Below are 15,203 nucleotides of genomic sequence, written 5' to 3'. Positions count from 1 at the left end.
CTAAAGCTCAGTAAATTCAGCAAAGTTCAGGGTTTTGGGGGTTAGAGGCATGCTCCACAGATCCCTCAAGCTGGCAAGGGATCGCTATGATTTCAGCATAGTCTGAATCCTTCTGGGGGAGGGCTGGCTTGGTTGTCCGGATCCCTCCAACACCAGACGACTAGAATGAGTAGGAAGCAGATTTGCCTATTCCCAGCAGCATCACCCACTCAGCAGGGCCGTCTTTTTTCTTATGCTAGACGCTTTACTGATCGCGATCTTCATGTTGGCCGGGGCTGGTCTCGGGTTTTACGGCCTGGATTTGCTCCCTCCTGCCGCCATTCAGGGGGCCAATGTGGAAGGAGCCCGTGTCGTCACCAGCGGCTTTGGCGTGCTGGCAGGACTGGCTTTGGGATCCCTGGTGCGCTGGAGCTACCGTCGCTTCGAGGCCAATGTGCGCTCCCTGCCGCCGGACGTGTTGATCAGCCGCTCGGTGGGGTTGGTGATCGGCTTGGTGATCGCCAATCTGGCCATGGCTCCTGTGTACTTGCTGCCCTTGCCTCCCCAACTCAACAGGTTCCTCGAGCCACTGGCTTCGGTCTTTTTCAGCTTGGCCTTTGCCTATCTGGGGGTCAGCCTGGCCGATACCCACGGCCCCTCGCTGCTGCGGCTGTTTAACCCCAACTATGCTTTACAAGCAGCCCTCTGGGCGGAGGGCAATGTGGTGGCTGCCAGCGCCAAGGTTTTGGACACCAGCTCCATCATCGATGGCCGAGTGGCCCAGTTGATCGAGACGGGCTTCTTGGAAGGAACCCTGGTGGTTCCTCGCTTTGTGCTGACGGAATTGCAAACCATCGCCGACAAGGCCGATGCCCAAAAACGAGAGCGGGGCCGCAAAGGGTTGGATACCCTGCAGTCTTTGCGAGAGGCCTACCCCGATCGTTTCGTTATTCACGAAGCCAACTATCCAGATCTGACCACTGTCGATGAAAAGCTGGTGCGCCTCACCCAAACCGTGGGGGGAACGCTGCTTACCACCGATTACAACCTGAAGAAGGTGGCGGCTCTGCAGGGGGTCAAGGTGCTGAATGTGAATGAGTTGGCCGAGGCGCTGCGGCCCATCTATGTTGCCGGCGACAGCTTTGATATCAAGATCACCCGCGAAGGAAAAGAGCCAGGTCAAGGGGTAGGCTACTTGGAAGACGGCACCATGGTGGTGGTGGAAGAAGGGCAGCGCTCTGTGGGCAAAACCCGCTCTGTGGTTGTGACCAGCGCCATTCAAACCTCAGCAGGCCGCATGATCTTCGCCCGCCTCAACAAGGACTCTGCCCCACTAACCCGCCCGGCCTCTGATCCGGCCAGCCCGGCTTCCTCTGGAAAAACCTGAGTTTTGGCCTACGTTCCCCTAGCGCAATGGTGGCTTCATCCCAAATGGGCGCCCTCCGACCCACTCCGATGTTCTACACGCAGGATCGCCAGAGGCGCTTCTGGAGTTTTTACTGGGAAGATGCCGAGAAATATGGCATCCACCCTCAGCACATCGTGAGCGGACAGCAAATTTGGGAGGTGGCCAACGCCGGGGAGTATGAGGCTAAGCTCAACCAGGTGTTTGCAAGCGGGGATCCCCTCTCCTACGAATGTCAGGTGCTCTCGCCCCGCTACAAGTTGCATCTGCATCTTTCTCTCAACCCTGTACGGGACATGGAAGGGGAGGTGGTGGCGGTTGCGGCAGTGGGCAAGTTGCTGGGGGCTACGCCTTTTGCGTTGGCCGGAGGAACCAGCAGCCCCAGCAGCCAGCCCCATGCTCTCCCGGCCGATCCGGTACAGGGGATCACGACGCAGTTGGTGCGCAACATCCGGCATTCCCTGGATATCCGGCAACTGTGCCAGCAGACCGTGGAGCAGTTGGGGCAACTGTTTGAGGTAGATCGCTGCCTGATGGCCCTCTACGAGGTGGGGCAAGACTCCCTCACGGTCAATGCCGAGTACCGCCGCCATCCTGGGGATCCCTCCCTGCTCCACCAGACCCTGAAGCTGGCAGATTACCCCCATTTGTTGCAGGCCCTCAGACAGGAAGAACCGGTGGAGGCGGGGCGACATCTGGCCATTGCCATGTCTTACCAGGGCTACGCCAACAGCCTGCTCTGGCTGGAAATGCTGGATCCGAACAGGGTTCCTGTTTGGCAGCCAAGCCACATTCAGGTACTCCAGAGCATTGCCACCTACCTGGGCGCAGCCATTGCCCACGCCATTTTGCTGGATCAAAGTCGCCAACTGGCAACCCGCTTGCAGTTAGCCAACCAGACGCTGCGCCAGAAAAATAAGGAGCTGGAGCAGGCCCGTGCCCAAGCGGAATCGGCCAACCAGCTCAAAAGCCAATTCTTGGCTAACACCTCCCACGAGCTGCGCACCCCCCTAAACGGGATCATCGGCTTTATCAAGCTGGTGCTGGACGGGATGGCCGAAAACCGCGAAGAGGAGCTGGACTTCTTGCAGGAGGCCTATCGCTCTGCCCTGCACCTGTTGGCCCTGATCAACGATGTGCTGGATATTGCCAAGATCGAGGCGGGCAAAATGCAGTTGGAGTTCCAGCCCTGCGACCTGCGAGCTTTGTTTAAGGATGTGGAGGCCAAGACCAGCCTGCAGGCCAGCCAAAAGGGCCTACAACTGAGCTTCCACCTGCCCAACACCTCGGATCAGATTTTGCTCTTGGGCGATTACCAACGCCTGTTGCAGGTCATGCTCAATTTGGTGGGGAATGCCATCAAGTTTACCCCCAAGGGCTCGGTAACCGTGCGAGCGGATATCCTGCCCGGCAATCCGGGGTTGGCCCGCATCCGCGTCATCGACACCGGGATCGGCGTGTCGCTGGAAAAGCAGCAAAAACTGTTTCAGGCCTTCACACAGGTGGATGGTTCCACCACCCGCCAATATGGGGGGACGGGCTTGGGCCTGGCCATCAGCCAACGCCTGGTGGAGGCGATGGGAGGGGAAATCAATTTCTACAGCCTGGGCGAAGGGCTGGGATCCACCGTCACCTTTACGGTGCCCCTCTACCGCAAGCCGCTCCTGAGCGGGGATCCGAACCCAGAGGCGCTCCCTGCTCAACCCGCCCGAGATAGACCTGAGGATGCGGATCCCACCTTGATTTCTGTTCCCAACTCAGTCCAGCGATGACCCACCCGGCCATTTCTCCTTCAACCGCTCTGGGTACCTCTCGGTTGCGGCGCAGCACTGCGCGAACATTCCCCCATGCCCTATCCTCGTAAACGGTTTGGTCAGCATTGGCTCAAGGATCCCGCTGTTCACGAGGCGATTGTGCGGGCTGCCCAGTTGAATGATCTAGAGGGAGACGCGGATCCCACTTGGGTGCTGGAGATCGGCCCCGGCACCGGCCAACTGACGCGGCGATTGCTGGCCCAGGGTGTCCAGGTGGTGGCGGTGGAGATCGACCGGGATCTGTGCCGACTGCTGCAAAAACGGTTCGCCGGCCAACCCCGTTTTCACCTGCTGGAGGGAGATTTTCTCCGCCTGCCGCTGCCTCCTCAACCCCGCCTGCTGGTGGCCAATATCCCCTACAACCTGACCGGCCCCATTTTGGAAAAGGTGCTCGGATCCCCGGCCCAGCCGGTTCGGCAGTTCGAGCGCATTGTCCTTCTGGTGCAAAAAGAGCTGGCCGAGCGCTTGCAGGCCGGCCCCGGCAGCAAAGCCTATGGTGCTCTGAGCCTGCGGACGCAGTATTTGGCCGATTGCGAGCTGATCTGCAGGGTGCCCCCCACCGCTTTCAAGCCCGCCCCCAAGGTGGAATCTGCTGTGATTCGCCTCACCCCCCGCCCCGCCCCCACCCCCGTCCGGGATCCCTGCTGGTTTAACCACCTCCTTCGACAGGGGTTCTCCACCCGCCGCAAGAAGCTCGTCAATGCCCTGGGAAGCTTGGTGGAGCGAGAAGCGGTTGCAGCAGCTTTGGCTCAGCTCCGCCTCAACCCCGATGCCCGCGCCGAAGAGCTGGCCCTGCCCCACTGGCTGGCCTTGAGCGACCTGCTGCTGGAGAAAGCGCCCAAAAGGGCTGTTGTTCTTCAAGAGGGGCAGGAACCGGGGTAGGGTGAGAGAGGGAAGCTCAGTTGGACGAACCCAAACATCCTCTGGGGTTTTTGAAGTCCCTTCCCGATCTTGTTCTGGATCCCTTTCGTCAATGCAGGTGCATCCATGCAGGGCAACCAAGGCAAGCAAATCCTCTTGACCGGTGGCACAGGCGGGCTGGGTTTGGGGGTGGTTCCCGTGGTGCTGGCCAGCGGAGCAGAGCTGACCTTGACCTATCGCCAAGAGAAAGATCTCACCATTTTGCGGGAGCGCCTGCCGGCCAATGCTCTGGATCGGGTTCGCTTTGTGCAGGTGGATTTAACAGATGAGGCGGCGGTTGCCCGCGTCATTGCCGACCTACCCCGCGTGGATGGGCTGATCCACCTGGTGGGGGGCTTTGCCATGGGCCCCACCCACGAGTACAGCTTGGCGGACTGGTATCGCGACTTCGACCTCAACCTCACCACCACATTCCTGACCTGCAAGCACAGCCTGCGCAGAATGTGGCAACAGGGCTATGGGAGGATTGTAACGGTGGGATCCCGAGGAGCGGTGGAGCCGGGCCCGCAATTGGCCGCCTACTGCGCTTCCAAAGCGGGGGTGGTGGCCCTGACCCGCACCATTGCCGCCGAAACCCAAGGCACCGACATCACGGCCAACGTCATCCTGCCCAGCATCATCGACACGCCGGCCAACCGAGCTGCCATGGGATCCGAGCAAGCCGAGCTGTGGGTCAAGCCAGAGTCCATCGGGCAGGTGATTGCCTTTTTGGTCTCAGAAGCAGCGCGGGATCTGCGAGGGGCGGTGATCCCGGTGTATGGCAACGTCTAGGCAACTGGTTGACCAAGCCATGAGCCGCCATTCATGATACAGAATATGCACTTATCCCTATCCAGTTCTTTTCCATGCTGAAGCGGTTATTCTTGGGTGGCTTGCGCCGGCAAATCGGCCGCATTGAGGTGGCAGGGGCCATTGATGGCAAAACTCGCGAGCGGGTTCTCAAGGCCCTGAAAGAGGCGGAAGAAAACCATATCCCTGCCGTGGTGCTGCGCATCGACAGTCCAGGCGGGACGGTGGCCGACTCCCAAGAAATCTACAATGCCCTCTTGCGTTTGCGGGAGAAAAAGGGCACCCGTATTGTCGCCAGCTTTGGCAACATTGCCGCCTCTGGGGGGGTTTATATTGCCATGGGAGCCGAAAAAATTGTTGCCAACCCAGGAACGATCACCGGTAGCATTGGTGTGATCATTCGAGGCAATAATATCGAACGCCTCCTGGATAAGGTGGGGATTTCATTTAAGGTAATTAAGTCTGGCCCCTACAAAGATATTCTCTCGTTTGATCGCGAGCTGACCCCAGAAGAGCGAAACATCCTGCAAGAATTGATCGACATTACCTACGGCCAGTTTGTGCAGACGGTTGCTGCTGCCCGCAAGTTGAGTTTGAATGTGGTCAAAACTTTTGCCGATGGCCGCATTTTCAGCGGAGAGCAGGCCCTCCACTTGGGTGTGGTGGATCGCTTGGGCACAGAAGAAGATGCCCGCCTTTGGGCGGCAGAGCTGGCGGGTTTGCCGACGGATGCGAAGTTCTACGACCTGCTCCCGCGGCGCAGAGGTTGGTCTCGATTTCTGCCGGCAGCAGAAGCCTTGGCCCGTCTGCAGTTTGAAGTGAGCACCTCGGGCTTGCCCCTGTGGCTTTACACAGGTTCTTGAGGCAGTTCGCGAACAGCTATTCCGGGAAGTTTAGCGTTCTGTACCGCACAGCCCCCACCCCCGGCCCCTCTTCCAGAGGGAGAGGGAGTTTAACTAAAGTAGCCCAACTCCAATTGCCGGGCCAGATCCAGCAGCCGGTGGGCCAGGGTTGGCTTGGTTGCCAATGGGATCCGCTCTGGACTTCCCTGCTGGGGGATCCAATAGCCTTGGTTGTGGCTGCTGCCAAAGCCGCTATCCGGTTGGTCGATGGGGTTGGCCACAATAGCATCCAGGCCCTTCTGGCGGAGCTTCTCTCTGGCCGGTGGCAAGGGATCCCCACTTTGGGCGGCAAAGCCGATGAGGCGTTGGCCAGGGCGTTTGTGGCGGGCCAGAGCTGCCAGCAGGTCAGGGATCGGCTCCAACGGCAACATCTGGGGTAGATCGGCTTTGGGCAGCTTCCCCGCGTAAACCTGAGAGGGGCGCACATCCCCCACAGCAGCAGCCATCCACAAGAGATCCGCCTGGGGAAATTCCGCCTGCAAAGCCGCCTCCAGTTGGGCTGCCGTCTCCACCGGAATGGCCCGAATGGCGAAGGGCGCTGGATCAAAGGGGATCCCCAACGGCCCATGGACCAGCGTCACTGTCGCCCCCCGGCAGGCTGCCGCCACCGCCAGCGCCACTCCCATCCGACCACTGGCCGGGTTGCCGATAAAACGCACCGCGTCAATGGGCTCCCGTGTACCCCCCGCCGTCACCAACACCCGCTTGCCCTGCCAATCTTTTTTCCCCCCTGTCCAGAGCAAAGCCCGCACATACTCCTGCAGCGCCTCCGGCTCCAACATGCGCCCTTCCCCCACCGCATCACAGGCCAGGCGGCCACTGGCCGTCGGCAAGGCCCAAAAACGGGGATCCTGGTGTAGCCGCTGCCAATTCTCGGCCACCTTCTCCGCCTTCCACATCTGCGTATTCATAGCCGGTGCCACCGCCACCGGACACCGGGAAGCCAAAACCACATTGGTGAGCAAGTTATCCGCCAGCCCATGAGCCAACTTGCCCAAGGTGTTGGCCGACAAGGGTGCAATGAGGAGAGCCTCCGCCCATTCCCCCAACTCGATGTGCAGCGGTCGTCCTCGTGTTGCTTGCCAAAAGGCGGCATCCGTAAAAGCCGGCTGGCGGGACAAGGTGGCAAAAGTCAAAGGAGAAATAAAATGTTCCGCAGCTTTTGTCAAAACCACCTTGAGCTCTGCTCCCTGCTGCACCAGAGCAGACACCAAAGCTGCCGTTTTGTAAGCAGCAATCCCCCCGCTCACCCCAATGAGGAGACGCCGCCCCGACCAAAAGGGATCCATATTGAGTGACACGCAAACAGCCTTGTTTCCAGTTTCCCTGCTTTTGCTCAATTCCGGCGGCAAAGCGGGGATCCCTCGCCCAAAGATACTTTTGACCCTGTCGAGAATAGGGCCTGAGGATCTGTCATTCCCCATTTCAGCCAAAGTCTCCCCCACAGGTTCTGGCCTTTAGAGGGAATTCCCCACTGCTGTTTTGCGCAACCAGCCCTCAGATCCCATTGCAGTCGCTCACTCATTCCCTCTAATTAAGAAGAGTTGGATCAAACTCTATTGCAATCCCTGTTTGTTTCTGGCTACACTAACAGTTGTCCCTAAAACCATCTCGATATGGCTACAACCAGTAAACCAAAACCACTCACTGGCCAAGAGCTCCTCGACAAGGTAACTTCAATGGGAAATGCGGATCGCAAGGAAAAAGCTCGCGCCTGTGGTTATGTCACCTACACCAAGAATGGTCAGGAGCGAGTGAATCTGATGCAGTTTAACAACGCCCTGTTGAAGGCCGTTGGCGTGGATCTCGGCGCTAGTGACGAAAATGGATCCCGTGGCCGCGCTCCTACCTTCCGGGTTTCGGTTCATAAGAATGGCAACCTCCTGATCGGAGCTGCCTACACCAAGAAGATGGGCCTCAAGCCCGGAGATGAGTTTGAGATCAAGCTGGGCCACCACAACATCAAGCTGGAGCGGGTCAACTGATTTGCTGTCTCCCTGGATGCTTTTCCCTGCTGGTGATCTCATCTCAGCCAGGGTAAAGCCCTCGGTATTCTTTTTAGCCCTCAGGGGCCTGGGAGCAGCGACTTCTTCCTTTCGCTCCGGTGTTTATTGTTTCTCTACTTTATCAAACAAGGGATCCTCATGATCCGCTGGGGATCCCTGGCAGTTTGTACCTCATCAATGGCTGAAGTGTGGGTAAGTTCGCTATTCTGACAACAGTTAAATTGGGTCTGCAACAATGAACACTCCGACCGTGCCAAATGTCTTTCGCCATTGGCGGCGGTGGCGAACTTGGGCGGGGCTGTTGTTGTTGGCAGCAGCGTTCTTTGTCATCGAGTCTCATCGGCAAGTTTGGCCTCAGTCGAATGCTTCTCAAAGTCAGGCATTTTTGGAGTGGGTGTCTTCCCAGCCTACCCCCGAACAGCAGGATGTTTTTGTGGATGGAGTCATTCGGCTGCAATTCAATCGGCCACTGGATCCCAATCTACAACGTCTGGCGGTTCAGTTGGATCCGCCGGCAGCGGTTATTTTTGATGTGCAGGGAGACGAGTTGTTGCTTAAGCCTCGGGATCCCTTGCGCTTTAGCACCCGTTACACCCTCACGCTTTCTCCCCAAGAGGGGCTGCCCCTCGAGCAGGCCATTCAGCTGAGTTTTCGCACCGAACCGCAATTTACCTACGAACGGGATGTCAAACCGCTGCTAGAAGCCAGTTGTGTGGGTTGCCATCAGCCGGCAGGACGGCAGCGCACCCAGTTGCTGGACAGTTATGAGGCCACGATGGCCTATGTCAGGCCAGGGGATCCCAATAGCGAGTTGATCAATCCCCGGTGGACGAGCCGCCACGCCTACATCCTCAACGCCATTAACCGCTCCGAAAGACTTAAACAACATTGGACAAAAGTGGACTTTCGACCAGCGTTGATGCTTTCTTCCTGCTTCTACGACCCTTGCCTAGCTGGGCTTGCAACCCAACCCCGGCAGCGGGATCTCCACAGGCGTGACTTCCCCCCAAGCTGGGGGTAGTTGAGGGTAGATACACCTCAAAATACCACCCCACCAAGTTAATCGCTGCGTTGAGATCCCGGTCTTTCTCTAAACCGCAACTCTCACAACGAAACACCCGCTGGTGCAGCGGCATCTGCTGTTTATGCTGGCAACAAGAACACAGCTGGCTGGACGGATAAAACCTATCCGCCACTACCACCTGACAGCTGTAGAGCCTAGCTTTATACTCTAGCTGTCGCCTGAACTCATAGAAACTACACTCGGCTAGACTACTAGCTAACTTGTGGTTCTTGAGCATCCCCGAGACGTTCAGGTCCTCTATAATTACCACCCGATACCTCTTAGCTAGATAGGTAGTAAGCTTGTGTAGGTTGTCCCGACGAATATCAACTACTCTCTTGTGGAGTCTTGCCACCTTCTTAACTGCCTTCCGCCGGTTTTGCGACCCCTTAACTTTCCTGGACAACCGCCTTTGCAACCTCCTCAGCCGCTTCCTAGCCTTACAATAGGGCTTGGGGTTGCCAAAAGTCCCCCCGTCAGAACACGTGGCTAGATTGTTAACTCCTAGGTCAACCCCAACAACGTCCCCTTCCTTCTCCAGCCCCCCTGGCTCAGGCGCCTCATACTTGAAGGAAATAAACCAACGGTGGGCCCGCCGGCTGATAACAACATTCTTGGGCACAACCGCAGGCAAGACCTCGTAACAAGCTAACCAGCCGAAAATCGGAACCTTGATTTTGTTGCCGGAAATTCTAATCCCACCTTCTAGGTAAAAGCTGTCCAGCTTCCCCTTCTTCTTGAATACTGGAAATCTAGACTTCCCAGCACGCCACCTCTTAATTGCTCTCTCCAGATTCCTAAGAGCTTCCTGCGGGGCACACTTAGAAACCTGATAGTACCAAGGATTAGCCCTCTTCACCTCGGCTACAAGTTTCTTGTGCAGATCAACTGCCGTGGGAATCTTCCGCTTCTCTGCCACAGCTTGCTTACAAAGCTCCAGTCCCCAGTTGTAAGCGTGCCGAGCAACCCCAGCGTGCTGCGCCGCCAGTGTCCTTTGCTTGTTATTCAGTCTTAACTCCGTCTTGAATCCTAATAACAAAGTACGACCTCTAGTTCAGCACTAAACCTATTGCTGTTCCCTTTGGAGCTACAAATTGGGGCATACTGAATATATATATAATGTTATAATGTACACTACATTCAGTCGAGACTAGAGTTCAGCTCAACCGCCCCCAAGCTCGCGGCGACTCCCCGGAGATTGCTTACATTCAGGCCCGCGGGCTGCCCCTGTCCCGTCTGGGCTTTTGGACGCCGGAGGAAGTGGAGATCGTCCGCACCTGGATTGTGCAGGATGGCGCCTCCCGCACCAGCGCCCGCTTACAGATGGGCAACTGAATAAGGCATCTGGAACCCAACCCCCACTGCCATGACCCCTCCTCAACCTTTGGCCACCGTGATTCAGGGATCCCTGAGTCGAGGGCTGGAAGCTCGCCTCAATCCCGGTGTCTCGGTAGAAGACTTGCGGGTGGGCAAATTCGTGGTGATCCAGGGGCAGCGCAACCGCTTCTTTGGCCTGCTTACTGACGTTACCCTAGAAACCAGCAACCCCCAAATTCTGGTCAATCCCCCCCGCCCGGAAGAGACCTTGCTGCAGGAGGTGCTGGCAGGTACCGGCACCTACGGCATTATTGCCCTCACCCCGATGCTGATGTTGGTGCCGCGGCAAACGGAAGGGGAAAGGCTGTATCCCCTGGTCAATCCCGAACGGCCAGAAGCGTTGGCAGCTCCCCTCGGCCAAGAACCCCCTTCCGCTGGCGCCATGGAGCTGCTGCCCGTGAAAACAGTGCCCGCCCATTTTTCGCAAGTGTATGAGGCACGGGAACTGGACTTTCGCACCGTCTTCGGCTGGGAAGACGACCCAGAGCGGCGCAACTTTGCCATCGGCCAGCCCCTCGACATGGCTGTGCCCATCTGTTTGGACTTGGATCGCTGGGTGGAGCGCAGCAACGGCATTTTCGGCAAATCGGGCACCGGCAAGTCCTTTCTAGCCCGCCTGATCCTGGCCGGCATCATCCGCAAACGGGCAGCGGTGAACTTGATCTTTGACATGCACTCCGAGTACGGCTGGGAGGCGGCCAGCGAAGACAAACACGCCAGCACCGTCAAGGGCTTGCGGCAGCTCTTTCCCGGTCAGGTACAGATCTATACCCTGGATCCCGATTCCACCCGGCGGCGAGGGGTGCGGGATGCGCAGGAGCTCTTCATCGCCTACAACCAGATCGAGGTGGAGGATCTGGCCCTGTTGGCAGAGGAGCTGAACCTATCGGAAGCCAGCCTGGAAAACGCCATTATCCTGCGCAACGAGTTTGGCCGCGACTGGATCAGCCGCCTCTTGAGCCTTTCCAACACCGAGATTCAAGAGTTTTGCGAACAGAAAATGGGCAACAAAGCCTCGATGATGGCCCTGCAGCGCAAGCTCACCCGCCTTGACAACCTCAAGTACATCCGCAGCACCCTGCCCCACAACTACATCGGCCAGATTTTGGATGCCCTCAGCCGCGGCATTCACGTGGTTATCGAGTTTGGATCCCAGTCCAACCTGCTCTCCTACATGTTGGCGGCCAACGTCATCACCCGCCGCATTCACCAGGCCTACGTACATCAGACGGAGCGGTACTTGCAATCCAAAAATCCCCTCGACCGGCCCCGTCAACTGTGCATCACCATCGAGGAGGCCCACCGCTTTCTAAATCCGCGGGCGGCCAAGCAGACCATCTTCGGCACCATTGCCCGCGAGATGCGCAAGTACTTTGTCACGCTGCTGGTGGTGGATCAGCGCCCTTCCCGCATCGACAGCGAGGTGATGTCGCAGTTGGGCACTCGCATTACGGCACTCCTCAACGACGACCAAGATATCGAGGCGGTGTTCACAGGGGTGGCGGGCAGCCAGAACTTGAAAACGGTGCTGGCCAAGTTGGACTCCAAACAGCAAGCCCTAATTCTGGGCCATGCCGTGCCCATGCCGGTGGTGGTGCAAACCCGCCCCTACGACCAGCGGTTCTACGCCGAAATTGCCGATCCTGACTGGTCTCAGGCTGAGGATGCGGAGGTGCTCCTGGCCGCCCAACAGGCTAAGTCCGAGCTGGGGCTGTGAGCACAAGCTGCCCGCACCGCTCGGAACATGCCAAAGCGACACAGCCCTGTGCCGAAAGCCAGCCGCATCAGCAAAAAGGTGGGTACCTCCCGCAAGGACTTCACCAAGCCGACCAAGCCAAACCTGAGAAAGCCCTCAGGGCGGACAACACCCTGCCAGATGGAATCCAGCCAAGAGGGAAGGGTCTCCTGAGTCCAGTCGGCGGTTTCTACCCGTCCCGCCACCAGGCCAGTAGCCTCCAACTGCTCGGCAAAGCCTTCGATGCTGGAGAAAGAAGGGTGCGACCATTGATCCAACAATTGCCGCATCACCAGCCGTTCCCACAGGTTGAGGGGCTTTTGCCGGTCGTCCCGCTGGTTCCAGTCCGCCACCACCAGGATTCCCCCTGGCTTCAACACCCGCAGCATCTCTTGGGCATAGCGGGCCTTGTCCGGCATGTGAGGCCCTGCCTCAATGGACCACACCACATCGAAGCTGGCATCGGGGAAGGGCAGGTCGAGGGCATCTGCCACCTGAAACTGGACAGGCAGATCAGGGGGGGTGAGCTCCTGGGCCCGCTTCACCTGCTGAGGACTGATGGTGATACCGGTTACAACAAAGCCGTAGTCGCGGGCCAAGATGCGGCAGCTCCCACCAATGCCGCAGCCCACATCCAACACGGTTGTCCCTGCAGGCAGTCGATCCAACCCGCCCCAGCGCACCATCTCGTGAACAAAGTCGTGCTTGGCCTGCAGAAAATCTTTTCGTTGGGGAGGAGAGCCGTAGTGGCCTAGGTGAATGTGTTCGCCCCAGTAAAACTCTAGGATCCCATCCCGAGTCCACTCGTCGTAAGACTTGGCCACAGAGGCGGGAGACTCGTATTTGCGAGCAGTCAACAGATAGGCTGCCAAGCCCACGGCCAGCAGCACAGCTATGCCCAAAGCCCAAAAGATTGGATTCATCGGATCAACCATGAAGTTTCTATGAAGTCCCTCTGCGTGGTGGCGATCATTGTCAGTTGGATGGCGGAGCCACAGGCAGAGTGCTTTCCGGTGTGGGGTCTGCCAATCCAGCCCAGCAAAGGCGCAATCCCATCTTGCCCCATCTGCTGGCTCAAGATGGAGTCCGGGGCAAAGGACGGCTGGGCGAGATTTTCGAGCACGATTCCAGCACCCATTGGGATTGCTGCGATCGCCTGCTGGGCCGGGGCGGCAACCTCAGTAGCAGCGGCTGCTCCCTACCAAAGGTTGGCGGCGTAGCGAGCAGCTCCCCTCAGCCCCACCTGCGCATTCACCACCACCTGCACCGACAGTTGCTCCAGAAGAGGACGCATCCGCCCCTTATCCAAAAACGAGGACAAAAACTCCCCTTGATGCAGTAGGCGCAAGAGCTTGGGCGCGATCCCCCCAGCGATGAACAGGCCCCCGCGCGGCAATAGGTGTAGGGCAAAGTTCCCGACTGCAGCCCCGTACAGGCTGATGAAAAGCCGCAGACACTCCACCGCCAGAGGATCCCGTGCTTCCATGGCAGCATTGGCAATTTGGGCTGCCGGGTCAATATGCTTAGCTCCCTTTTCCCAAGCCTCAATTTGGGCCAGCAGCTGTTCTTCTCCTGAGCCCCACTGGCTATCCCGCAAAAATTGATAAATGGCAACGATCCCCTGCCCCGAGACCACCCGCTCGGTGGAGACACGTCCGTGCCGTTTTTGCAAATACCTCAAGAGCTCCCACTCCAGAGGGGTGCGCGGGGAAAAGTCCACGTGACCGCCCTCGCTGGCATGAACTTGGTAACCCCCTTCTCCCCAGGTAAGGTAAGCCTGCCCCAAACCCGTGCCTGCTCCCATCACGCCAATCGGAGCCCGCGGTTGACGCTCACCCACTTGCAAGGTGTCCAGATCCTGGTCGCCGAGGGCAAGCACGCCATACCCCACAGCGCTGAAGTCGTTGATCAAGGCTACGCGCGGGATCCCCAGCTCTGCGGCCAATTGGCTCGACTGCAGATCCCAGGGCAAGTTGGTCACTTTGGCAGTCTGTCCCTCAGACCCTGAGCCCCTTGTTTCCATGACGGGGCCGGCCACTGCAAAACAGGCGGCAGCAGGCTGTGGATCTCGCCCCAGCTCCCGCCGAGCCTGGGCCAGAAACTCTCCCACCATTGGGGCGAGGTTGGCGTAATCTTGGCTGGCATAGCGGCAGTGGTAAAGGCTGTGCTCGGGATCCTCGGCATTGACAAGGCTGAGGCTGGTTTTGGTGCCCCCGATGTCTCCTGCCAACAACAAGTCCATACAGTTTCCTCCAGCCAGCACCTCCTTCCCACCCTGACATCTCTGGAGAGAGAATGCCAGGCCCCCAAGGCTTCCCCGCTCCTGCTGGGGAGAAGAGGGAAGGGCAAAGAAGGTGCTATGTTAACTGATGTAAAGGTTTTTAATATTGCATTTTGTCTTCTACACCTTTTTTACCCCCTCTCCAAGATGAGCCTCTGCTGTCCTCTGAGCGTTTGGCCGGGCTGGATCCCCGCCCTCTCTCGGCTCAAAGGCGTTTTCGATCCCACCATGCCATTGGGGGAGTGGCAGCTCTGCTCGTGAGTCTGCCCGTTTTTGTGCAAGCGCCCCTGGTGCGGTATGCCCCTTGGGTCAGCTTGGTGATGTCTTTGGGCTGGCTGGGCCTTAGCTTGCATCTCTACTCCCAGCCCCGTACCCGCCTGTGGGGAGATTTGCTGTACGGCTTTACCCTGACTTGGCTGGCAGGATCCCTGTATTGGGGCTGGCTGCGCTTTGAGCCTCTTTGGCACATGCCCATGGAAGCCTTGGGGATCCCGATTGTCTGGTGGGGGACACGGCGACGGTTTGCCCGCATCGGTACCTGGTTTTATCTCGGCTCCCTGTGGGGTACGGCGGTTACAGATCTCTACATTCACTCGGTGGGGCTGCTGCCTGAGTGGCGGCAGGCGATGCAGTTTGACCGGTTGGAGCAGGCGGTTGTCCCTTTTAGGGCGGCCCTCGACAAAATGGCTACCCCCTGGGGCCTGGGTTGGGGCATCGGCTTGGGCCTTCTGTTGCTGGGTGTTGGATTGTGGAGAGTCCAGGGATCCCGCCGCTTGCACCATTGGGCATTTGCGGGAGCAGTGCTGAATACCCTGTTGGTGGATGGGCTATTTGGCTGGGGGGCAGCTCTGCTGCGGTGAGCTGGGACATCCCCATAACTGATACATTTACGCTGAACACTGCTGAACATCACTGTTCAACTATGCAGCGA

12 protein-coding genes and 1 pseudogene are annotated in these 15,203 nt (G+C 58.3%); 9 read left to right on the top strand and 4 right to left on the bottom strand.

Annotated features, from left to right (window positions below; genetic code table 11):
• Positions 1-232: 232 nt before the first annotated feature.
• The 5 genes from NW820_RS03025 (at position 233) to sppA (ending at position 5,771) form a co-directional block, all read left to right on the top strand.
• Positions 233-1,366: a PIN/TRAM domain-containing protein gene (locus NW820_RS03025; protein ID WP_414406649.1), complete on the top strand. Its 1,134-nt coding sequence runs from the start codon at positions 233-235 to the stop codon at positions 1,364-1,366.
• A gap of 44 nt (positions 1,367-1,410) precedes the next feature.
• Positions 1,411-3,156, top strand: coding sequence for a sensor histidine kinase (locus tag NW820_RS03020; protein WP_414406648.1), 1,746 nt, complete (start codon positions 1,411-1,413; stop codon positions 3,154-3,156).
• A 75-nt stretch (positions 3,157-3,231) separates the two neighbouring features.
• Positions 3,232-4,080 carry a 16S rRNA (adenine(1518)-N(6)/adenine(1519)-N(6))-dimethyltransferase RsmA gene (rsmA, locus tag NW820_RS03015; RefSeq protein ID WP_414406647.1) on the top strand — a complete coding sequence of 283 codons (849 nt, stop codon included), beginning with the start codon at positions 3,232-3,234 and terminating at the stop codon, positions 4,078-4,080.
• Between the two features lie 105 nt (positions 4,081-4,185).
• Positions 4,186-4,890, top strand: a complete 705-nt coding sequence (gene fabG / locus NW820_RS03010; protein WP_414406646.1) for a 3-oxoacyl-ACP reductase FabG — start codon at positions 4,186-4,188, stop codon at positions 4,888-4,890.
• A gap of 74 nt (positions 4,891-4,964) precedes the next feature.
• Complete coding sequence (sppA, locus tag NW820_RS03005) at positions 4,965-5,771, top strand: signal peptide peptidase SppA (RefSeq protein WP_414383198.1); 807 nt, start codon at positions 4,965-4,967, stop codon at positions 5,769-5,771.
• An 89-nt stretch (positions 5,772-5,860) separates the two neighbouring features.
• On the opposite strand, the gene coaBC is transcribed toward sppA, so the two are convergent.
• The gene (coaBC, locus tag NW820_RS03000; RefSeq protein WP_414344656.1) at positions 5,861-7,099 is read right to left on the bottom strand and encodes a bifunctional phosphopantothenoylcysteine decarboxylase/phosphopantothenate--cysteine ligase CoaBC; all 1,239 of its coding nucleotides are present in this window, start codon (positions 7,097-7,099) and stop codon (positions 5,861-5,863) included.
• Positions 7,100-7,426: 327 nt separating this feature from the next.
• On the opposite strand from coaBC, the gene NW820_RS02995 reads away from it, so the two are divergent.
• Both NW820_RS02995 and NW820_RS02990 read left to right on the top strand, forming a co-directional pair.
• Complete coding sequence (locus NW820_RS02995) at positions 7,427-7,795, top strand: AbrB family transcriptional regulator (RefSeq protein WP_011432615.1); 369 nt, start codon at positions 7,427-7,429, stop codon at positions 7,793-7,795.
• Between the two features lie 256 nt (positions 7,796-8,051).
• Complete coding sequence (locus NW820_RS02990) at positions 8,052-8,837, top strand: Ig-like domain-containing protein (protein WP_414406645.1); 786 nt, start codon at positions 8,052-8,054, stop codon at positions 8,835-8,837.
• Between the two features lie 91 nt (positions 8,838-8,928).
• Here NW820_RS02990 and NW820_RS02985 read toward each other — a convergent pair.
• A pseudogene (locus NW820_RS02985) lies at positions 8,929-9,918 on the bottom strand (RNA-guided endonuclease InsQ/TnpB family protein); the annotation flags it as partial.
• 327 nt (positions 9,919-10,245) lie between these two features.
• Here NW820_RS02985 and NW820_RS02980 point away from each other — a divergent pair.
• Positions 10,246-11,973: a helicase HerA domain-containing protein gene (locus NW820_RS02980; protein WP_414406644.1), complete on the top strand. Its 1,728-nt coding sequence runs from the start codon at positions 10,246-10,248 to the stop codon at positions 11,971-11,973.
• On the opposite strand, the gene NW820_RS02975 is transcribed toward NW820_RS02980, so the two are convergent.
• Entirely contained in the window at positions 11,910-12,914 is a 1,005-nt protein-coding gene (locus NW820_RS02975; RefSeq protein ID WP_414406643.1) for a methyltransferase domain-containing protein, read from the bottom strand. The genes NW820_RS02980 and NW820_RS02975 overlap by 64 nt on opposite strands.
• Positions 12,915-13,189: 275 nt before the next feature.
• A complete protein-coding gene (locus NW820_RS02970; RefSeq protein ID WP_414344654.1) occupies positions 13,190-14,233 on the bottom strand; it encodes a glucokinase in 1,044 nt (347 codons plus the stop codon).
• A gap of 152 nt (positions 14,234-14,385) precedes the next feature.
• Here NW820_RS02970 and NW820_RS02965 point away from each other — a divergent pair, with 152 nt between their 5' ends.
• Positions 14,386-15,132, top strand: coding sequence for a DUF3120 domain-containing protein (locus NW820_RS02965; protein ID WP_414329009.1), 747 nt, complete (start codon positions 14,386-14,388; stop codon positions 15,130-15,132).
• The last annotated feature ends 71 nt before the right edge of the window (positions 15,133-15,203 follow it).

It is taken from the genome of Synechococcus sp. R55.7 (assembly GCF_047461955.1).
Taxonomy (GTDB): Bacteria; Cyanobacteriota; Cyanobacteriia; order Thermostichales; family Thermostichaceae; genus Thermostichus.
This window is presented reverse-complemented; position numbering and strand designations above follow the sequence as displayed.